Source organism: Pseudoxanthobacter sp. M-2 (genome assembly GCF_046156265.1).
Lineage (GTDB): Bacteria > Pseudomonadota > Alphaproteobacteria > Rhizobiales > Segnochrobactraceae > CAMDHY01.
Genome location: NZ_JAWDIR010000043.1, coordinates 278,829 through 297,082, shown reverse-complemented (window position 1 = coordinate 297,082; position 18,254 = coordinate 278,829). Strand labels below are relative to the sequence as shown.

Sequence of the window (18,254 nt, the reverse complement as noted above, 5' to 3'; positions counted from 1 at the left end):
TTATCGCATGACACTCGATCTCGACACCAAACACTTTCCGCAGCGCAAGCTCCTCGAGCTCGTGCCCGGCCTGAAGCCCGCCAGCATCCGCAACTGGATCGAGCGGCACCTGCTCGACGTGGGCGGCGCACGGCCGGGGAAGGCGGGGCAGTTGCTCTACTCGCCGATGGACGCCGTGCGCCTCACCTTCGTCACTCAGATGGTGCGGCTCGGCGTTGCGCCAGCGCCTGCCTTCGGCATGGCGATGATGATCGAAGAGCGGGTGCGACAGCTTTGGGCGTCCGCGCCGGAAGAGTTCACGCCCGACCCGGACGACCCTATTTCGCTGAAGGCGTGGAAGGTGGGCGAGTATCGCCGCGGCTACATCTACAGCACCGCCGAGGACGGCCCGCAGATGCGGGCGTCGGATGCGCTGTCGAGCGACACGATGCGGCTGCACTTCCTGCCGACGACCTACATCACCGTCGAGATCGACGTGATGGCGCTGCACGTCCTGAAGCGGGCGCAGCGCGTCAAGGCAGGCCTGCCCGCCTTCTTCCCGCCGCGGGAGCCCGACGCGTGAGCTTCGCCCGCCGCATCCGCCGCACCGTGGCAAGCCTCGCCGACCGGGTGGCCGGACGGCAGCCGGCGACCCGCAGCATGGACGCCGCCGCCGGCGGCCGGCGGTGGGCGACCTATCCGGAGACCCGCTCCTCCCTCGCCGTGGCGCACGCTGGCCGCGTCGTCACCGTCGCCCGATCGCGCCAGCAGGATCATTCCAACGCGCTCTTCCGGGCCGCGATCAATTCGTGGGAATCGAGCCTCGTCGGCTCCGGCATCCGCATCTCGCCCCAGCATCCCGACGCCGCCACCCGCCAGGCACTCTCCGATGCCTTCGAGCGTTGGACCGACGAGAGCGACACCGACGGCAGAACCGACTTCTATGGGCTGCAGGCGCTGATCGCCCGGCTGATGGTCCGCGACGGCGAGTGCTTCGTTGTGCTGGAGACGACCGCCGACGGCCGGCTTCGGCTGCGCGTGCACGACACCGACATGGTCGACAGTTCGATGACGGTCGACCTCGGCGGCGGCCGGGCGATCATCCACGGCATCGAGATCGACGCCGGTGGCCGCGTCGTCGCCTACCACTTCAGGCGGACGAACCCCGGCCTGCCGCTGGTCTCGGATCTCTCGACGGTCCGGCTTCCGGCGAGCGACGTGCTGCACGTCTTCCGCCGCGACACCGCCGGCCAGCTGCGCGGCGTGCCGTGGGGCGCGCCGGTGCTGCTGCGCCTCGCCGACTATGACGCCGCCACCGACGCTCACCTGGTTCGCTTGAAGATCGCCGGCCTGCTCGCCGGTTTCATCGTCAACCCTGAAGGCTCCGCCGCCCCGATGGACGGCACGCCTGCGGGCTCCGGCATCGTCGATGTCAGCATGGAGCCCGGCGAGCTGAAAGTCTTGCTGCCCGGCCAGGACGTGCGCTTCAGCGACCCGGCGAACATCGGCGCCGAGGCGATGGAGTTCCTGCGCACCACGCGCATGGAGATGGCGGCCGGTTTCGGTCTGCCGATGCACCTCTTCGACGGCGACCTCTCCGAGGCGAACTACTCGAGCTTGCGCGAGGGCAAGGTCGAGCATCGCCGCCGCGCCGAGGCGCTGCAGCACGCGATCTTCGGCTTCCAGCTGCTCCGCCCCGTCTGGCGGCGATGGGTGACCCTCGAGGCCCTTTCGGGCCGGCTCGCCCGGAACGACTTCACCCGCCAGCCGGCGCCTTGGCTTGCCGCCACCTTCACCCCGCCGCGGTCGGAATGGGTGGACCCGAAGAAGGACGTCGAGGCCGAGATCGCGGCCATCGGCGCGAATCTGATGAGCCGACGCCAGGCGGTTGCCGCTCGCGGCTTCGACGTCGAGGCCCTCGACCGCGAGATCGCCGCCGACCGCGCCCGCGAAGCGAGCCTCGGCCTTGCCCCGCAGATCCCGGAGACCACGCCATGAACGGCCGGAAGTATGTCGCCTTCGCAATCGCCGCGGACGAGGTGCCCTGGCTGGTCGCTGCCACCGTCCGGATGGCACTCTTCCGTGTCCTCACCGTGTTCGGCGCCGACGATTCGCCGATTGCCCGCGAGGCACCGGCGATGCCGGTGAGCCGCAGCCGCGAGCAGACTGAGGCAATGACGGAGGCCGAGGCGCTCGCCCATATGGCGACGCCGGCCTTCCGGCTGACGTGCGCCGAGATCGCCGCCCGTCTCGTTGCCGGCGAGCCCATGACCATGGGCAACGTCGCCGACGCCCTCGGCGTGCCCTACGCCATGCTCGGCGAGACTGTGAGCGCGGTGATAGGCGAAGTGGTGCCGGGGCTGCACGGTGTCGTGCTCGAGGCGACCGAGGTGCTCCATTGAACGCGCCCGCCACGACCACCGCGCCGGCGGAGATCCTGACGCGGCTTGCGACCGCCTCGCCGCGGTCGTGGAACGCCGAGACGATGACGTTCGAAGCCGTGCTGTCGAGCGGCGCCGCCGTGCGGCGCTACGACTTCGCCGGCGAGTTCGATGAGATCATTCAGCTGTCGCAGACGTGGCCGGCCACCGTGCCGCTGCTCGACAGCCATCAAAGGGAGAGCGTCGACCGGCGCCTCGGGAGTGTCGACAGTCTCGTGACGGTCGGCGGGCAGCTCCGGGGCCGGGCGACGCTCTCCCGCCACAACCCCCTTTCGCAGCGCATCGCAGCCGAGCTGTCCGACGGCCAGACCTACGCCTTCAGCATCGGCTACATCGTGCTCGCCCATACCGAGCGGACGAACCCCAGGACGAAGCGGCGCGAGAAGATCGCGACGCAGATCGACCTGGTCGAGGTGTCCCTCGTCATCGTGCCCGCCGACCGTCTCACCGGCATAAGGAACGCCGAGATGACGGATTCCACTGCCTCGGCCACCGAGCCGAGCACCAACCCGCCGCCGGCGCCCCCCGCCCCGGCCGCCAACACCGTGCAGACCACCGACCGCGCCGCCGTCAACGCCGAGATCCGCAGCATCGCCACCGTGGCGGGGCTCGACCAGTCGTGGATCGACCAGCGGATCGACGCCGGCGACACTGCCGAGCGCGCCAGCGTCGCCGCCGTGGAAGCGCTGCGCTCGCGCACCCCGCCGGCGCCGATCCGCAACACCGTCGTCGAGGTGGGCGTCGACCACACCGACCCGGCCTTCCGGGCGCGGACGATCGGCGAGGCGCTCTACGTGCGCCACACGCCGGGCGTGACGCCTTCGGACGCGGCCAAGCCCTACGTCCACATGACGACGCTGGACATTGCCCGCGACTGCCTTCGGGTGCGCAGCATCGCCACCACCGGCCTTTCGCCGACGGCGACGATCGAACGCGCGCTGCACACCACGTCGGACTTCCCGCTCTTGCTCGGCGACCTCGTCAACCGCACCCTGCGGGCGACCTACATGGCCGTGCCGTCGGCGCTGAAGCAGATCGCCCGGCAGAGCAACGCCCGCGACTTCCGGGCGAAGCACCGGCTGCAGATTTCCGAGGGTCCGCGCCTCGAGAAGGTGAACGAAGCCGGCGAGTTCCGGAGCGGCACGCTCGTCGAGGCGAAGGAGAGCTACGCCGTCGCCACCTACGGCAAGATCATCCCGATCAGCCGTCAGGCCCTCGTCAACGACGACCTCGGCGCCTTCACCGACCTCTCCCGCCGCCTCGGCCAGGCGGCCGCGGCGACGGAGGCGCAGCTGCTCGCCGACCTGTTCGCCGCCAATGCCGGCGCCGGGCCGACGATGAGCGACGGTCAGCCGCTCTTCCACACCACCCACAAGAACGTCGCCACCGTGCTCGGCACACCGTGGAAGGGCGAGACGCCGCCCGCCTTCGCGCCGCTCATCGCCGCCGGCCGGCTGGCGATGCGCAAGCAAGTCGGCCTCTCCGGCGAGCTGATCGCCGTGACGCCCCGCTACCTGATCGTGCCCAGCGCCGGCGAGACCGACGCCGAGAAGGCGCTCGCCGCCTTCACCCCGACCCGGGCCGAGGACGTCAACCCGTTCTCGAACCTCGTCCTCGTCGTCGAGCCGCGGCTCGCGGACGATGACGCATGGATGATCGCCGCCGACCCGGCCGCGATCGACGGGCTGGAATGGGCTTACCTCGAGGGTGTCGAGGGGCCGCAGGTGGAGAGCAAGGCCGGCTTCGAGGTGGACGGCGTTCAGGTGCGCGTCCGCCTCGACTTCGGCGCCGGCTTCGTCGACTGGCGCGGGTGGTTCCGCAACGCGGGCACCTGACGATGACGACGACCACCGAGCTGCGCGAGCAGCTCGACCGACTTCGGACCTCGCGCGCCGCTGGCGTGCGCGAAGTCCAGAACGGCGACGAGCGCGTGGTCTATCAGAACGACCGCGACCTCGCCGCCGCCATCGCCGACCTCGAGCGGCAGATCGCTGCCGCCGAGGGCCGGCGCGTCCACACCGTCAGGGTGGGCTCGTCGAAGGGATTCTAGGGCCAGCCGTACGAATTCCGTCCGGCTCAAAGACTACCGCGGCGCTCCATGACCTCGGCCACCCGGCCGGTCGGGACGAAAGCCATCCTCCCCGCGCCGCGGTGGGATAACGGGGGTCAAGGGTGGCGAGGCCGGGATTGTTTCAGGAGGCGTGACGACCATGTCCGACGCGAGCCCCAGGACCGAAGCCAAGGCTGCGACGCTCTTCGTGAGCGACGCGCAGCTCGCGGCCGTCCTCGGCATCGGCGAGGACAAGGCCCGCACCATCTTCCGCACCCTCGAGCGCGACGGCTTCCCGGCGCGCGACCCGATCTTCGGCCGCCGCTACTTCCCCGCCGTGCGCGCCTTCCTTGACCGCCGCGCCGGCTTGGGCGTCCACTCGGCTCCCCTGCCCCTCGCTCCCGATGGGCCGGAAAACTGGGGAGACGACAATGCGAACTAAAGGTGAGGCGCCAGGCCTGATGAAGGTCCGCGGCGCCGAATGGTGGTGGTCGGCGGCCCGCGCCAGCAAGCGGCCGGAGGCGAAGACCTTCCGGCCACGCACGGTGCGGCTGCGGCAGGACGACGAGGCCGAGCGCGCCGCCAAGTGCCGCGAGCTGACGGCCGAGCTTGCCAGCTGGTGCGAATCGGAGGCCCGCGGCGGCGCTCGCCTGTTGCGCTTCGACGGCACCATCCGGTCGCTCAACCGCATCTACGAGACGCACCCCGACAGCCCGCGGCGCACCGTCTCGTTCGCCACCGGGCGGGTCTACGACGTCGAGGCGAAGGTGCTGGTGGATGCCGTGGGCGACCGCCGCATCGACCGCATCACCGGTGCCGACCTCCGGCGCTGGCATACGAACTTCGCTAAGCCGGCGACGCCGGACGGGTCACCGCGGATCCGGCGGGCCCAGGGCGCGATGAAGACGCTGCGCCGGATAGTCTCGTGGGGCGTGGTGATGCGCCTTCCCGGCTGCCGCGACCTTCGCGAGATCCTCGCCGAGATGCGCTTCACCATGCCGGCTCCGCGCGAACAGGCACCCTCCTATAGCCAGGTGCTCGCCTTTATCGCTGCGGCGCACGAGGCCAAGCGTCCCTCGTTGGCGATGGCGGCGGCGGTGATGTTCGACACCTCGCTGCGGCAGACGGACGTCATCGGAAAATGGGAGCCAGCGCCGGACGCAAAGGTGACTGGGGGTCACGTTTACGCCGGGCGCCGCTGGAGCGGTGGCGTGTTGTGGCAGGACATCACGGGCGGGCGCCTGTCGAAGAAGACGACGAAGACGGGCGCCAAGGCGAACTTCACCGTTGCCGACTTCCCCCTGGTGGCGGCCGAGATCGCCCGTGTTCCGGAGGAACGGCGCATCGGGCCGATGGTGATCGACGAGCAGACGGGCCGCCCCTATCGGCACCGTTGGTTCGCCGCCCTCTGGCGCCGCATCGCCCGGCAGGCGGGCATCCCGGATGCGATCTGGTCGCGCGACACCCGCGCGGGCGCGATCACAGAGGCCTTCGACGCCGGCGCCGAGTTGGAGCACGTCCGCCAGATGGCGACGCATTCCGACCCGAAGGTGACCGGCCGATACAACCGCGGGTCGGTAGAGCAGACCTCGACGGTGGCGTCGCTGCGGCGGCATCACCGGGCGAAGGGAACGGAATAGGAAACAGGTGGCGAAACAGAAGGTGAAACACCGTTAGCCGGCATTCTCCTAAGCTGTTGTAATCGTTGGTGACCCCGGCAGGATTCGAACCTGCGACCAACAGCTTAGAAGGCTGCTGCTCTATCCTCTGAGCTACGGGGCCGCAGCAACACCGGCCGCCCGGCCGATGACCAACCCGACGGGTCGGCTCCGGGGATCACCCACCGGACGGGTCGATCAGTGCGTCCAGGGCACCAGGCGATCGGTGCGGAAATTGTCCGAGTAGGAAATCCGCTTCGGGCTGCTGTCGTGAGGCTCGAAAACCTCGAACGGAATGGCGTTGCGCTCGGCGTAGGCGATCGCCTCCTCGCGCGTCTCGAAGAACAGCTTCACCTGGCTCGTCATGTCGCTGGAGGACGTCCAGCCCATCAGCGGCTCGACCGTGCGCGCCACGTTGGGCGCATACTCGAACACCCAGCGGTGCGTCTTGCCGCGACCGGACTGCATGGCCGTCTTCGCCGGCCGGAAGATGCGGGCCACTGCGGGCTTCGTCACCATCGTCGATCCCCTCATCCGCGTGACCGCGTCGGCACTCGACGCCCCGACGGCGGATCCACCGCTCAACCGACCGCCGTTCCCGCCGGTTCCACCTCTCCGGTGCCCACGGGTCCCGGCCAGACCCTGCGGTCTGGTCGGGGCAGCAAGATTCGAACTTGCGACCCCGCGCTCCCAAAGCGCGTGCTCTACCAGGCTGAGCTATGCCCCGATCGGTCGTCTGCTTCCGTAGCCCCTCCGCCCTCCCCGATCAAGCGGCGCGGTCGCGCGCAGCGCCGCTCGCATGGCACCATCGCCGGACCGAGCGCTTCGGACGGACGTGGGCCCGCTCGGCGGCGCGCAATCGGTGCCGTCAGGCGAGGTAACTGGTCCTCAGGGCCCAGTGACGCGCGGGTGTCGCAGGCGGTCGCCCGGCACGATCCCGAGCTTCGCCGCCGTGCCGGCGTTGACTTCCAGCACGAACCGGACCGGCTCCCGCGACGCGACCGGCTCCAGCGAATAGGGCGTGGTGTCCGCCGCGATCTGGGTGATCGTGCCGTCCTCGCGGATGAAGATCATGTCGAGCGGCAGCGGCGTGTTCTTCATCCAGAAGGCGACGCCGTCCTGGTCGCTGCCATAGTCGAACAGCATGCCGGCGTCGGCCGCCATCGTCTCGCGGAACATCAGGCCCTGCGCCCGCTCGTCCGGCGTGTCAGCGACCTCGATGGTGAAGCGATGCTCGCCGCCCGCGGACGTGATGACGGCGACGAGGTCTTCGGCCGCATCAGCCTGCACGAGGCGAGCGATCGGCGCCGGACGCGCCTCCGTCGCCTGAACGAGCGCCGCAGCGGTGCCAGCAAGGCTCGACGACGCCGGCAATGCCAGCGATAGCGTCAGTCCCAGCAAGACCGGGAGGGTGAAGGCGGCCGTGGCCCGCGTCACCCTGCGGCCGTAGCCGGCGGTGAAAGGCCGATCCTGGTCGCGACGGTTCAGTGCGAGGCCGGAATGTGGCCGCCGCTCTCGGGGCGGATCTCCGCCGCCATCAGGCCCTTCGGCCCGTTGCCGAAGCGCACCTGGACGATCTGCCCCGGCCGCAGTTCCGTGATCCCGAAACGGCGCAGCGTCTCCATGTGCACGAAGATGTCCTCCGTGCCCTCGCCCCGGGTCAGGAACCCGTAACCCTTCACCCGGTTGAACCACTTGACGCGTACCCGTTCTATTCCGCTCGTCGGCGTGACCTGTACATTCGTCCGCTGCGGCGGAAGTTGGGCCGGATGTGGTGCCGTGGACTCGTCCATCGACAGGATGCGCAGCGCCTGCAGGCCCTTCGGCCGGTCCAGCACCTCGCACACCACCCGCGCGCCTTCATAGGCGGTCTGGAAACCGCCGCGGCGCAGGCAGGTGACGTGCAGCAGGACGTCTTGACGTCCGTCGTCGGGAACGATGAACCCGTATCCCTTGGAGACGTCGAACCATTTGATCGCCCCGGCGATCTCGATCACATCGAGGCCGGAATCAGCGCCCGCGCCGTCGAGCGGCGTCATCTCGGCAGCGTCGTGTTCGTGCAAGCCGCCGAAGCCGGCGGAACCGCCGTGCAAGGACGGCGTCTGGCCCTCCGACCGCATCGGGTCCGGACCGTTCGCCTCGGCGTGTGCGACGCCCGAGGATTTCGCCCCCATATTCACCGCCCGAACCCCGCCTGTCGAACGATCCCACCCATCGAACGCTAGCCCCCGCAGGCATGCGTGATGGTGCACGATAGCATTCGTCAGGGTTCAGGCCACCGGAAATCTTGAGGCGGCGTCCAAAGCCGTTAACGCCGGGTCTCGGCAGGACGGGTCGGTCAGCCGAAGCGGGCGATGGCATAGGGATTGGAATCGACGACCGGCTCCTCCCCTGTGACGAGTTCGGCGAGGAGCCGCCCGCTCACCGCCGCCAGCGTCAGCCCATGGTGCGCGTGGCCGAAACTGAACCAGAGGCCCGGCTGGCGCCCGCTCGCCCCGATCACCGGCCGCATGTCCGGCAGCGCCGGTCGCAGTCCCATCCAGGGCGTCGCGTCGAGGCGCGCGCCGAGCGGCAGGATCTGACGGGCGAGCGGCTCGCAGCGCGACAGCGGCAGCGGCGAGGCGGGCGCATCGGCGGCCGCCATCTCGACGCCGGTGGTGAGCCGGATGCCGCGCGTCATTGGCGCGAGCACGTAGCCCCCTTCGTCGTCGAGGATGGGCCGGGTCAGCTCCGCACCGGGCGTGGCCGCGTAGTGCATGTGATAGCCGCGCTTCACCGCCAGCGGCACCCGATGGCCGAAGCGCTGGGCCAGCCTGCCGGACCACGCCCCGAGCGCCACGACCGCATCACGGGCCTCGGTGGTCCCCGCCGAGGTCGTGACCGACCAGCCGGCCGCCTGGCGGTCGAGCGTCTGTGCGTCACCCGTCTGGAAGCTGCCGCCACGCGAGATGAAGAGATCGAAATAACGCATTGTCAGCGCATGAGGATCGCGCACGGCAACCGGATCGAGCCAGTGCACGGCGCCACGCAGGGCGCCCGTCAGGCCCGGCTCGCGCTCGTGCAGCGAGCGGGAGTCCAGGATCTCGAACCGCAGCCCCAGCGCAGCCGCCGCCGATGTGGCTGCGACGGCGCGGTCGAAGGCCGCCGGCGTCCGGAACGCCTCGATCCAGCCGTCCCGGCGCACCACGTCCTCCGCTCCCGCGGCAGCGATGAGGACATCATGCTCGTCGAGGCACCGCTCGATCAGCGGCAGCATGGCGCTCGCCGCCTCGGCGAGCCTACTCGGCGACGAGTGGCGCCAGTAGGCGAACAGCCACGGCGTGATGCGCGGCAGGAACAGTGGATCGTAGCGCACCGCCGAGGCGCGGTTGGAGGCGTAGCGCAGCACCTCGCGCACCGTCCGCGGAAAGGCATAGGGAACGATGCTGGCGCGCTCGATCAGCCCGGCATTGCCGAAGCTCGTCTCCTCCCCCGGCCCACGCCGGTCGACCAGCAACACCGATCGCCCGCGGGCCTGCAGGTGAAGGGCGGCGCAGACGCCGACGATGCCGGCACCGAGAACGACCGCGTCGATCTTCGATACCGTCGTCATCCGAGCGCGAACGGCCCGAGCACCTCGCCGATGCCGCCCCGCAGCACCGCGTCGGCCAACGGATCGAGTTCCGTCGCCTCGCGGTTGAGGATGGCGAAGCGGGCTCCCGCCTGCTTGGCGACGAGGGGAATTCCCGCCGCGGGATAGACGACCAGCGACGAGCCGATCGCCAGGAAGAGGTCGCAGTCGCGCGCCTCCGCCTGGGCCCGCCGCATGGCGTCGGCCGGCATTGGCTGGCCGAACGAGATGATGGTCGACTTGACGATGCCGCCGCATGCCGTGCAGCGCGGCGCCCGGCCCGTCTCGGCGATGGTCTTTTCGGCCGCGGCGAGGGTCGTCTCAAGCCCGCATTCGAGGCAGGCGGCGCCGAAGGCGTTGCCGTGCAGTTCCACCACCGCCGCGTCGTGCGCGCCGGCGCGCTGGTGCAGCCGGTCGATGTTCTGGGTGATCACCGCGCCCGCCCGCCCCGAGGCGAGCAGCGCCGCGATCGCCCGGTGGCCGGCATTCGGCGCCACGGCGGTAAACTCGCGCGCCATCTTGAAGCGCCGCCGCCAGTCCTCGAGCCGCGTCTCCTCCGAGGCCATGAACTCGTCGAACATGATCGGCTTCATCTTCGACCAGATGCCGCCGGGGCTGCGGAAATCAGGGATGCCGGATTCGGTCGAGATGCCGGCGCCGGTGAAGACGACGATCCGGCTCGCCTCGGCGATCATCTCCCCGAGCCGCGTCCGCGCCGCATCCACCTCCTCGAAGACCCGCATCCCGTCGCTCCCGATCGTCCCCGCCGGATGCATCGTTTCCGACAACGGCGCCGGCGGCAAGCCGGTGCGGCACGGTGCCCGCCGTCTGATTGGCCGATCCGCCGGGCGCGGGGGACTGGCTGCCTCCTTCCCCATCGGCCACACTGACCCTCGACGTCACGCGCGGCGGCGCAGGCCAGCGAGGAACAACCGATGGGGACGAATGTTGCGACGACAGGAGCGCCCCTGGAGACGCTAGCGGACCCGGCGACGCACCCCGAGGAGATGCGCGCAAGCTACGAGCTGCGGCTCGGGGAGCGTGTCTCCATGCGGGCGACGGCACGCATCACGCCGGCCGGCGTCATCTGCGTCGGCCTCGCCGCGGCTTCGATCACGCTCGCCGCCTGTTTCGGCGCTGCGCTCATCCGACGCGCCGGCCGCTGAGGCGGGACGACAGGTGGCGCTGCCTCGCACCGGTGCCGCTCCGTCCGCCGCCGCGTCTTGCCGGTATCCGGGTTCCGTGCTGACCTCCCCGCCGAATGGCCCGCGCGCCGAGGCGCCGCGGGTGAACGGGAGATCGACATGAAGTACCTGCACACCATGCTGCGCGTGCGCGACCTCGACGCAGCCCTCGACTTCTACTGCACCAAGCTCGGCATGAAGGAGGTGCGCCGCCATTCGTCGGAAGCCGGCAAGTTCACCCTCGTCTTCCTCGCCGCCCCCGACGACGAGGCCCGCGGGGCCGCGGCCGAACGGGCGCCGCTGGTCGAGCTCACCTACAACTGGGGCAGCGAGGAGGACTATGGCGAGGCCCGCTTCTTCGGCCACCTCGCCTTCGAGGTAGACGACATCTACGAGACCTGCGCCCGTCTGCAGGCGGCCGGCGTGACGATCAACCGCCCGCCGCGCGACGGCCGGATGGCCTTCGTCCGCTCGCCCGACCGCCAGTCGGTCGAGCTCCTGCAGAAGGGCGAGGCGAAGGCCCCGGCCGAGCCGTGGCTGTCGATGCCGAACACCGGCCACTGGTGAGGGCGGGGGCGATGGGGCCCACTGCCCTGCAGGCCCGCAAGAACGGGCTCTTGATCGTCGGTCACCGCAAGACGTCCTAACGCACCCGCTTCGCCTTGCCGACGCGCGCCGCCGCTTCTATAAGACCGCGCCGGCAGGTTCTTTGCGGAGCCCGCCGGCCGGCCGCGCCCTTCGTCTATCGGTTAGGACGCCACCCTTTCACGGTGGAGAGAGGGGTTCGATTCCCCTAGGGCGCGCCAATTCCCCAAAGACCGTCAGCAACCAATCGGCCGTCCGGCGAGCGCGGCTCGCTCAGGCACTGCCGCAGCGCCGCGTGTGGCGCTGGGCGCTGATGACGCGTCGGTAGCCCAGCAAGCCCGCTGCGGCGCCCCCCGTCCACTCCCGGGAATCCTCTCGCTTCGCTCTCTGGCACAAAACTCGCTGCGCTCTCCGCCAAGAGGGATTGCGGCGAAGCGGGCTTTAATCCCTCTGCCACACCGACCCTTCGGACATGCCGCGAGATCGTGTGCGCCGAACCCGCGATCCGACCGATTGGGGAACGGGACTTTTTGTGCGCCCCGCAAGCTCGCCCGACGCACGCGTGGTGACCGACAGAGGAATTTGGATGACGCCATCCTCCCATCCCTCCCTCTACGTCGCTCCCTCCCTGGCGCACGCCCTCGATGCGCTGGCCGAGCGCGGCGCTGGCGGGGCGCCCCTCGCCGGCGGCACCTGGATCATGCGTGCGCCGCTTCGCCACGAGGCCATGAGCCCGGCCTATGTCGGTCTCGGTCGCGTTGCGGAACTCGGCCGGGTCGAGGTGCATGACGATCACGTCGTCATCGGCGCCGGCGTCACCCATGCACGCCTCGCCGAGGCCCTCCGCGACGTCCCGGACCTGCAGGGGCTCGCGACGGCGGCCGGCCGATCCGCCAACCCGGCCGTGCGCCGGGCCGCCACGGTGGGCGGAAACCTCAGCACCGCCGGCTTTGCGGCCGCCGATCTCGTCCCAGCGCTGCTGTGCCTGGAAGCGGAGGTCGACATCGCCTCGCGGGCGGGGGTGCAGCGCCTGACGCTGGAGGCATTCCTCGCGGCACGCGACACGCTGGAACCGGGGCGGCTGCTGACGCAGATCAGGGTTCCGCGCTCGGCGGCCCGGAGCGCCCACGCCCGTCTGCCGCTGCGCAAGGCAGGGGACTATCCGGTCGCAATCCTGAGCATAGCGGTGACGCGGGACGGATCCGGCCACGTCGCCCGGGTGCGCGTCGCCGTCGGATCGGTCGAGCCCGTCGCCCGTCTTTGGCCTGCGCTCGAGGCCGCGCTCACGGGCGCCCCGCTCGACGCCAGGTCGGCCGAGCGAGCCGCAGCCGATCTCGCCGAGGACTTCAACGGGCGCGACGGCATCGACGCGCCGGGCTGGTACCGCGTCGCCGTGCTGCCGGCCCTGGCCCGGCGCGCCGTCGCAGCGCTTCTTTGATCACGAGGGTCATGATGCCGACCGACATGACAGTGAACGGCGAGGCGAGGCGATCTGCCCGTGACCCGCTGACCCCGCTCATCGACGTGCTGCGGGACGAGTTCCACCTCACCGGTGCGAAGCCGGTGTGCCGCGAGGGGTTCTGCGGCGCCTGCACCGTGCTGGTGGATGGCGAGCCGACCGTGTCCTGCCTCACCCCCGTCGGCCTAGTCGGCGGCTGCGATGTCGTCACGATCGAAGGAATCTCGTCCGGCGGCGGCCTCACCGACATCCAGTCACGCCTCGAGCAAGGCGACGCCGTGCAGTGCGGCATGTGCTTTCCCGGCATGGTGATGGCGCTCAGCCACTTCCTCGCGCACACGCCGCGGCCGAGCCGGGACGAGGTCCGGGCAGCGCTCACCGGCAATATCTGCCGCTGCACCGGCTACGAGCGCATCGTCGAGGCAGCACTCGCCGTTGCCGCCGCCCGCGCGGAGGTGCGCCGATGACCGTCGATGCCGTGATGGAATTCCGCCGCCGTGACGCCCGCGACAAGCTGACCGGGCGCACCCGCTACACCATCGATCGCGGCGCCCCCGGCATGCTGCACGCCGCCGTCCTGCGCGCCGAGGTCGCGTCGGGGCGTCTCGTGAGTGTCGACACGTCGAAGGCCGCCGCGCTGCCGGGCGTGCGCGCCGTCGCCACCGCAGCCGATGCGCCGGGGCGCTTCGGCATCGGCGTCTCCGATCATTCGCTCTTCGCCGACGGGCAGGTGCGCTATGTCGGCGAACCGCTCGCCGCCGTCGCCGCCGACACGCCGGAACAGGCGCAGGCGGCGCTTTCGGCGATCGAGGTGGTGATCGAGCCGCTGCCGGCCGTCGTCACCATGGCCGACGCCCTCGCCCCGGGCGCGCCCCTCGTGCATCCGGAGTGGCAGGACTACGAGGTGCTGCCGGTCGGCGGCGCCCGCGCCGGCAACGTCGCCTGGGAGGCGACCGTCGTGCGCGGCGACGTCGACGCCGCCTTCGCCAGACCGGACGTCACGATCGTCGAGAGCACCTTTCGCGTCGGCCGGCAGAACCACATGGCGTTCGAGCCGCGGGCGGTGGTGGCGCGCTACGAGGAGGACCGGTTCCACATCGAGACCTCCACCCAGGTCCCGTGGACGATCCGCAACGCCACCGCGCGCTTCCTCGGCGTGCCCGCCTCGCAGGTGCGCGTGACGGTGCCTCCGGTCGGCGGTGCCTTCGGCCTCAAGTTCGACATCGCCATTGAACCCTTCGCCGCATTGCTGGCGAAAAAGAGCGGCCGGTCGGTGCGCCTCGTCAACTCGCGCGAGGAGGAGATGCTCACGTGCCTGTTCCGCGAGAACGCGGAGATCCTGATCCGCTCGGCGGTCACCCGCGACGGCGAGATCGCCGGTCGCGAGGCCGTCGTGCTGATGGATTGCGGCGCCCACGGCGGCGAGCAGATCTTCCTCACAACCATGACCGCCCACACGCTCGGCGGAAACTACAAGCTCGGCGCTGTCCGCCTCGCCACGCGCGCCGTCTACACCAATACCGCACCCAACGGCGCCTTCCGGGCCTGCAACGGCGTCTACAACACCTTCGCGCTCGAGCGTCACACCGACGAGATTGCCGCCGCGATCGGCATGGACGCGCTAGCCTTTCGCCGGCGCGCCGTCCTTGGCGACGGCGACCTCGGCGCCACCGGTCAGGTGTTCGAGGGCGACGTGCTGGGCCCCATGCTCGAACGCATGGAGGCGCTGCGCGCCAGAGCGACGCCGCAGAAGGTCGACGACGGGCGCCTCTACGGTCGGGCGACGACGGTGGGCACCTGGTTCGTGTTCACGGGACCGTCGGCTGCGACGGTGAATATGAACGCCGACGGCAGTGCCACCCTCGTCACCTCCGGCGTCGAGATCGGCTCCGGCTCGATGATGCAGGGCCTGCCGCAGATCGTCGCCGCGACCCTCGGCATCCGCCCCGAGGACGTCATCGTGCGCCAGGCCGACACGGATGCCGCCGGCTACGACGTCGGCGTCGGGGGCGGGCGGCAGACCACCTCGCTCGGCGCCGCCAGCCTCGCGGCGGCGCAGGACGTGCGCACCAAGCTGCTGGCCTTCGCGGCCGGGTTGCTGGAGGCCACCCCCGACGATCTCGTGATGGCGAACGGACGGATCGAGATCGCCGGCCCCAATGGCAAGGGCTTCACGATCGCCGAGGTGGCAGCGCGGGCCCAGGCCGCACTCGGACCCATCGGCGGCACCGGCGCCGCCACGCGCACGGGCGTCCCGCCCCTGCCGGGCTGCGTCGCCGGTCACTTCATCGACGCGATCGATATCCCCGTCTTCGCCGTCCACGACTGCGAGGTGGCGGTCGACCGCGACACCGGCCACGTCGAGGTGCTGAGCTACCGCGTGGTGCAGGACGTCGGTCGCGCGCTAAACCGAAGCGCCATCGGCGGCCAGATTCAGGGTGGCGTGGTGCAGGGGCTCGGCTATGCGCTGCACGAGGAGGTGACCGTCGACGATCTAGGCCGCATCCGCCAGTGCGGCTTCGAGACCTACCGCGTCCCTCTCGCCGGCGACGTGGTGCCGGTCGAGGTCGATCTTTACGAGGGCGCGCCCTCGCTCGGGCCGCTCGGCATCAAGGGCGCGGGCGAGGTGCCGATCCTCAACGTCGGCGCGACGGTCGCCTGTGCGGTGACGAAAGCCACGGGTCGGCGCGTGCAGGAACTGCCGCTGACCCCGCCCCGCGTCCTCGCACTGCTGCTCGGCCGCGAGCCGGAACTCACCCTGCCCCATATCGAGCCGGCCTTTGCCGACAACCTGTTGCGGCCACACGGCTCGTCAGAGTGAACACCCGGCGAATGCGCCCGGTGTTCACTCTCTGCCGCGCCGTCGACCGCCGCCCTACCCCGCCAGCCGCTCGGCATGCCAGGCGACGTGGTCGGCCATGAAGGTCGAGATGAAGTAGTAGGAGTGGTCGTAGCCTTCCCGCATGTTCAGCGTCATCGGGATGCCGGCCTTCCGGCAGGCCGCCTCCAGCAGTGCCGGCCGCAGCCCCGTCGTCAGGAACGAATCGGCCGTGCCCTGGTCGACGAGGAACTCCGGGAAACGCTTGCCGTCCTCGATCAGAGCTACCGCATCGTAGGCGCGCCACGCGCCCTCGTCGGCGCCGAGATACTTCGTCAGCGCCGGCCGCGACCACTCCGCCGTCGACGGCTGCACGATCGGCGCGAACGCCGAGCACGAGCGGAAGCGGTCGGCGTGCTTCAGCGCCATCGTCAGCGCGCCGTGGCCGCCCATCGAGTGGCCGAAGATGCCCTGCCGGCTCAGGTCGGCGGGGAACTCCGCCGCGATCAGCGCCGGCAGCTCGTCGAGGATGTAGGAGGCCATCCGGTAGTTCGTGGCATAGGGCGCCTCGGTGGCGTCGACATAGAAGCCGGCGCCCGAGCCGAACTGCCAGTTGTCCGGCTCGTCCGGCACGCCGGGCCCGCGCGGGCTCGTATCCGGCGCCACCAGGATGACGCCGTGCTTCGCCGCCGCCGCCCGGTACTCGCCCTTTTCCGTGACGTTCGCATGGGTGCAGGTGAGGCCGGAGAGGTACCAGAGCACCGGCACCTTGCCGTCAGCTGCCTGCGGCGGCACGAACACGGCGAACGTCATCGGGGTCTTTGTCGTGGTCGACTCGTGCCGGTAGACGCCCTGGACGCCGCCGTGGGCCTTCGCCTTCGAGATCGTTTCCATACCCGCGCCCTCAGTAGATCACGACGGAGCGGATCGACTTGCCCTCGTGCATCAGGTCGAAGGCGGTGTTGATCTCGTCGAGGGGCATGGTGTGGGTGATCAGGTCGTCGATGTTGATCTTGCCCTCCATGTACCAGTCGACGATCTTCGGCACGTCGGTGCGGCCGCGGGCGCCGCCGAAGGCCGAGCCGCGCCAGTTGCGGCCGGTGACGAGCTGGAACGGCCGCGTCGCGATCTCCGCACCCGCCGGCGCCACGCCGATGACGATCGAGGTGCCCCAGCCGCGGTGGCAGGCCTCCAGCGCCTGGCGCATGACGTTGACGTTGCCGGTGCAGTCGAAGGTGAAGTCGGCGCCGCCGTCGGTGAGGTCCTGGATGGCCGAGACGACCTTGTCGGAGCCGACGTCCGTCGGGTTGATGAAGTCGGTCATGCCGAACTTCCGAGCCATCTCGACCTTGGCCGGGTTGATGTCGACGCCGATGATCTTGTCGGCGCCGACCATGCGGGCGCCCTGGATGACGTTGAGGCCGATGCCGCCGAGCCCGAAGACGACGACGTTGGCGCCGGGCCAGACCTTCGCCGTGTAGACGACGGCGCCGATGCCGGTCGTCACGCCACAGCCGATGTAGCAGATCTTGTCGAACGGAGCATCCTCGCGGACCTTCGCCAGCGCGATCTCCGGCAGCACCGTGAAGTTCGCGAACGTCGAGCAGCCCATGTAGTGGAACACCTCGCCGCCGTTGCAGGAGAAGCGGCTGGTGCGGTCGGGCATCAGGCCCTGGCCCTGGGTGGCGCGGATCGCCGTGCAGAGGTTCGAGCGCTGCGACAGGCAGGTTTTGCACTGCCGGCATTCCGGCGTGTAGAGCGGAATGACGTGGTCGCCGACCTTCAATGAGGTGACGCCTGCACCCACCTCGCGGACGATGCCGGCGCCCTCGTGGCCGAGGATCGCCGGGAACTTGCCCTCCGAATCGAAGCCGTCGAGCGTGTAGGCGTCGGTGTGGCAGACGCCCGTCGCCATCACCTCGACGAGCACCTCGCCGGGCTTCGGCCCGCCGATCTCGATGGTCTCGATGGTGAGCGGCTTCTTGGCTTCCCAGGCGACGGCGGCGCGCGTTTGCATGGACTGTTTCCTCAGATCGCAGTGTGTCGGCTATTTCAGGTAGGTCCGCAGCATCTTGGTGATGTCGGCGAGATCGTCGGCGGCGAGCGCCGGCCGGCCGTTGTCAGGGGCCTCCCCGAGCGTCTCGCGCAGGTGGCTTTCCAGCACCTCCGCCATCAGCCCGCCCGCCGCCCCCCGCAAGGCGGCAATCTGCTGCAGCAGCAGCCCGCATTCCGCTCCCGCCTCGATGGCGCGCTCCAGCCCCTCGGCCTGCCCCTTGATACGGTGCAGGCGGGCGAGCGCACGCTTCTTGTCGTCTGGTGAATGCGGCATTGCCTCTCCGGGGGCGCCCTTGGGGTACCCATGGCAGTACCCCCATATACTGCCCGGGGTATGCGTTCAAGGGTGCAGCAGCTTGGCTCCAGACCAGCAACTCGGTGCCGCGCGCCGCTCGTTCCGGCTCCCTCCCCTCAA

Annotated in this window: 20 protein-coding genes and 3 tRNA genes; 13 read left to right on the top strand and 10 right to left on the bottom strand. The window is 70.4% G+C overall.

Annotated elements, in window-relative coordinates:
• The first annotated feature begins 7 nt into the window (after positions 1-7).
• From RUR49_RS19035 to RUR49_RS19005, 7 genes are all read left to right on the top strand, one after another.
• Positions 8-562: a hypothetical protein gene (locus RUR49_RS19035; protein WP_409147982.1), complete on the top strand. Its 555-nt coding sequence runs from the start codon at positions 8-10 to the stop codon at positions 560-562.
• Positions 559-1,977: a phage portal protein gene (locus RUR49_RS19030; protein WP_409147981.1), complete on the top strand. Its 1,419-nt coding sequence runs from the start codon at positions 559-561 to the stop codon at positions 1,975-1,977. The genes RUR49_RS19035 and RUR49_RS19030 overlap by 4 nt, the downstream gene beginning before the upstream one ends.
• Positions 1,974-2,381, top strand: a complete 408-nt coding sequence (locus RUR49_RS19025; protein ID WP_409147980.1) for a hypothetical protein — start codon at positions 1,974-1,976, stop codon at positions 2,379-2,381. Before RUR49_RS19030 ends, RUR49_RS19025 begins: the two co-directional genes overlap by 4 nt.
• Positions 2,378-4,255, top strand: coding sequence for a prohead protease/major capsid protein fusion protein (locus tag RUR49_RS19020; RefSeq protein ID WP_409147979.1), 1,878 nt, complete (start codon positions 2,378-2,380; stop codon positions 4,253-4,255). Before RUR49_RS19025 ends, RUR49_RS19020 begins: the two co-directional genes overlap by 4 nt.
• Positions 4,256-4,257: 2 nt before the next feature.
• Complete coding sequence (locus RUR49_RS19015; RefSeq protein ID WP_409147978.1) at positions 4,258-4,470, top strand: phage head-tail joining protein; 213 nt, start codon at positions 4,258-4,260, stop codon at positions 4,468-4,470.
• 160 nt (positions 4,471-4,630) lie between these two features.
• The gene (locus RUR49_RS19010; protein WP_409147977.1) at positions 4,631-4,912 is read left to right on the top strand and encodes a winged helix-turn-helix domain-containing protein; all 282 of its coding nucleotides are present in this window, start codon (positions 4,631-4,633) and stop codon (positions 4,910-4,912) included.
• Positions 4,902-6,110: a hypothetical protein gene (locus RUR49_RS19005; protein ID WP_409147976.1), complete on the top strand. Its 1,209-nt coding sequence runs from the start codon at positions 4,902-4,904 to the stop codon at positions 6,108-6,110. Before RUR49_RS19010 ends, RUR49_RS19005 begins: the two co-directional genes overlap by 11 nt.
• A 66-nt stretch (positions 6,111-6,176) precedes the next feature.
• Here RUR49_RS19005 and RUR49_RS19000 read toward each other — a convergent pair.
• From RUR49_RS19000 to RUR49_RS18970, 7 genes are all read right to left on the bottom strand, one after another.
• A tRNA-Arg gene (locus tag RUR49_RS19000) sits at positions 6,177-6,252 on the bottom strand.
• A gap of 74 nt (positions 6,253-6,326) precedes the next feature.
• Positions 6,327-6,647 carry an ETC complex I subunit gene (locus tag RUR49_RS18995; protein WP_409147975.1) on the bottom strand — a complete coding sequence of 107 codons (321 nt, stop codon included), beginning with the start codon at positions 6,645-6,647 and terminating at the stop codon, positions 6,327-6,329.
• 131 nt (positions 6,648-6,778) lie between these two features.
• Positions 6,779-6,855: transfer RNA gene (locus tag RUR49_RS18990), tRNA-Pro, on the bottom strand.
• Positions 6,856-7,016: 161 nt separating this feature from the next.
• Complete coding sequence (locus RUR49_RS18985; protein WP_409147974.1) at positions 7,017-7,565, bottom strand: DUF192 domain-containing protein; 549 nt, start codon at positions 7,563-7,565, stop codon at positions 7,017-7,019.
• 47 nt (positions 7,566-7,612) lie between these two features.
• The gene (locus tag RUR49_RS18980; protein ID WP_409147973.1) at positions 7,613-8,167 is read right to left on the bottom strand and encodes a cold-shock protein; all 555 of its coding nucleotides are present in this window, start codon (positions 8,165-8,167) and stop codon (positions 7,613-7,615) included.
• A 299-nt stretch (positions 8,168-8,466) separates the two neighbouring features.
• Entirely contained in the window at positions 8,467-9,720 is a 1,254-nt protein-coding gene (locus tag RUR49_RS18975; RefSeq protein ID WP_409147972.1) for an NAD(P)/FAD-dependent oxidoreductase, read from the bottom strand.
• Positions 9,717-10,481: an SIR2 family NAD-dependent protein deacylase gene (locus RUR49_RS18970; protein ID WP_409147971.1), complete on the bottom strand. Its 765-nt coding sequence runs from the start codon at positions 10,479-10,481 to the stop codon at positions 9,717-9,719. Before RUR49_RS18970 ends, RUR49_RS18975 begins: the two co-directional genes overlap by 4 nt.
• Before the next feature lie 192 nt (positions 10,482-10,673).
• Between RUR49_RS18970 and RUR49_RS18965 the strand changes: the two genes are divergently transcribed.
• The 6 genes from RUR49_RS18965 (at position 10,674) to RUR49_RS18940 (ending at position 15,787) form a co-directional block, all read left to right on the top strand.
• On the top strand, positions 10,674-10,904 hold the full coding sequence (locus RUR49_RS18965) for a hypothetical protein (protein WP_409147970.1): 231 nt from the start codon (positions 10,674-10,676) through the stop codon (positions 10,902-10,904).
• Between the two features lie 138 nt (positions 10,905-11,042).
• The gene (gloA, locus tag RUR49_RS18960) at positions 11,043-11,489 is read left to right on the top strand and encodes a lactoylglutathione lyase (protein ID WP_409147969.1); all 447 of its coding nucleotides are present in this window, start codon (positions 11,043-11,045) and stop codon (positions 11,487-11,489) included.
• A 164-nt stretch (positions 11,490-11,653) separates the two neighbouring features.
• Positions 11,654-11,728, top strand: a tRNA-Glu gene (locus tag RUR49_RS18955).
• Positions 11,729-12,093: 365 nt separating this feature from the next.
• A complete protein-coding gene (locus tag RUR49_RS18950; protein WP_409147968.1) occupies positions 12,094-12,945 on the top strand; it encodes an FAD binding domain-containing protein in 852 nt (283 codons plus the stop codon).
• A 14-nt stretch (positions 12,946-12,959) separates the two neighbouring features.
• Positions 12,960-13,433, top strand: a complete 474-nt coding sequence (locus tag RUR49_RS18945; RefSeq protein WP_409147967.1) for a (2Fe-2S)-binding protein — start codon at positions 12,960-12,962, stop codon at positions 13,431-13,433.
• A complete protein-coding gene (locus RUR49_RS18940; RefSeq protein WP_409147966.1) occupies positions 13,430-15,787 on the top strand; it encodes a xanthine dehydrogenase family protein molybdopterin-binding subunit in 2,358 nt (785 codons plus the stop codon). Before RUR49_RS18945 ends, RUR49_RS18940 begins: the two co-directional genes overlap by 4 nt.
• A gap of 54 nt (positions 15,788-15,841) precedes the next feature.
• Here RUR49_RS18940 and fghA read toward each other — a convergent pair whose 3' ends face one another.
• Genes fghA through RUR49_RS18925 form a run of 3 tightly spaced genes read right to left on the bottom strand, consistent with a single transcriptional unit; the run spans position 15,842 to position 18,113 of the window.
• Complete coding sequence (gene fghA / locus RUR49_RS18935; RefSeq protein ID WP_409147965.1) at positions 15,842-16,678, bottom strand: S-formylglutathione hydrolase; 837 nt, start codon at positions 16,676-16,678, stop codon at positions 15,842-15,844.
• Positions 16,679-16,688: 10 nt separating this feature from the next.
• Positions 16,689-17,801 (bottom strand): S-(hydroxymethyl)glutathione dehydrogenase/class III alcohol dehydrogenase, encoded by a 1,113-nt coding sequence (locus tag RUR49_RS18930; RefSeq protein WP_409147964.1) that lies wholly within the window; start codon positions 17,799-17,801, stop codon positions 16,689-16,691.
• Positions 17,802-17,831: 30 nt separating this feature from the next.
• Positions 17,832-18,113 carry a metal/formaldehyde-sensitive transcriptional repressor gene (locus tag RUR49_RS18925; RefSeq protein ID WP_409147963.1) on the bottom strand — a complete coding sequence of 94 codons (282 nt, stop codon included), beginning with the start codon at positions 18,111-18,113 and terminating at the stop codon, positions 17,832-17,834.
• Positions 18,114-18,254: the final 141 nt, after the last annotated feature.

Coding starts and splice junctions, on each gene's coding strand:
- RUR49_RS19035 (WP_409147982.1), top strand. CDS start 8: ATGACACTCGATCTCGACACCAAACACTTTCCGCAGCGCAAGCTCCTC.
- RUR49_RS19025 (WP_409147980.1), top strand. CDS start 1,974: ATGAACGGCCGGAAGTATGTCGCCTTCGCAATCGCCGCGGACGAGGTG.
- RUR49_RS19015 (WP_409147978.1), top strand. CDS start 4,258: ATGACGACGACCACCGAGCTGCGCGAGCAGCTCGACCGACTTCGGACC.
- RUR49_RS19010 (WP_409147977.1), top strand. CDS start 4,631: ATGTCCGACGCGAGCCCCAGGACCGAAGCCAAGGCTGCGACGCTCTTC.
- RUR49_RS19005 (WP_409147976.1), top strand. CDS start 4,902: ATGCGAACTAAAGGTGAGGCGCCAGGCCTGATGAAGGTCCGCGGCGCC.
- RUR49_RS18995 (WP_409147975.1), bottom strand. CDS start 6,647: ATGGTGACGAAGCCCGCAGTGGCCCGCATCTTCCGGCCGGCGAAGACG.
- RUR49_RS18980 (WP_409147973.1), bottom strand. CDS start 8,167: ATGACGCCGCTCGACGGCGCGGGCGCTGATTCCGGCCTCGATGTGATC.
- RUR49_RS18975 (WP_409147972.1), bottom strand. CDS start 9,720: ATGACGACGGTATCGAAGATCGACGCGGTCGTTCTCGGTGCCGGCATC.
- RUR49_RS18970 (WP_409147971.1), bottom strand. CDS start 10,481: ATGCGGGTCTTCGAGGAGGTGGATGCGGCGCGGACGCGGCTCGGGGAG.
- RUR49_RS18965 (WP_409147970.1), top strand. CDS start 10,674: ATGGGGACGAATGTTGCGACGACAGGAGCGCCCCTGGAGACGCTAGCG.
- gloA (WP_409147969.1), top strand. CDS start 11,043: ATGAAGTACCTGCACACCATGCTGCGCGTGCGCGACCTCGACGCAGCC.
- RUR49_RS18950 (WP_409147968.1), top strand. CDS start 12,094: ATGACGCCATCCTCCCATCCCTCCCTCTACGTCGCTCCCTCCCTGGCG.
- RUR49_RS18945 (WP_409147967.1), top strand. CDS start 12,960: ATGCCGACCGACATGACAGTGAACGGCGAGGCGAGGCGATCTGCCCGT.
- RUR49_RS18940 (WP_409147966.1), top strand. CDS start 13,430: ATGACCGTCGATGCCGTGATGGAATTCCGCCGCCGTGACGCCCGCGAC.
- fghA (WP_409147965.1), bottom strand. CDS start 16,678: ATGGAAACGATCTCGAAGGCGAAGGCCCACGGCGGCGTCCAGGGCGTC.
- RUR49_RS18930 (WP_409147964.1), bottom strand. CDS start 17,801: ATGCAAACGCGCGCCGCCGTCGCCTGGGAAGCCAAGAAGCCGCTCACC.
- RUR49_RS18925 (WP_409147963.1), bottom strand. CDS start 18,113: ATGCCGCATTCACCAGACGACAAGAAGCGTGCGCTCGCCCGCCTGCAC.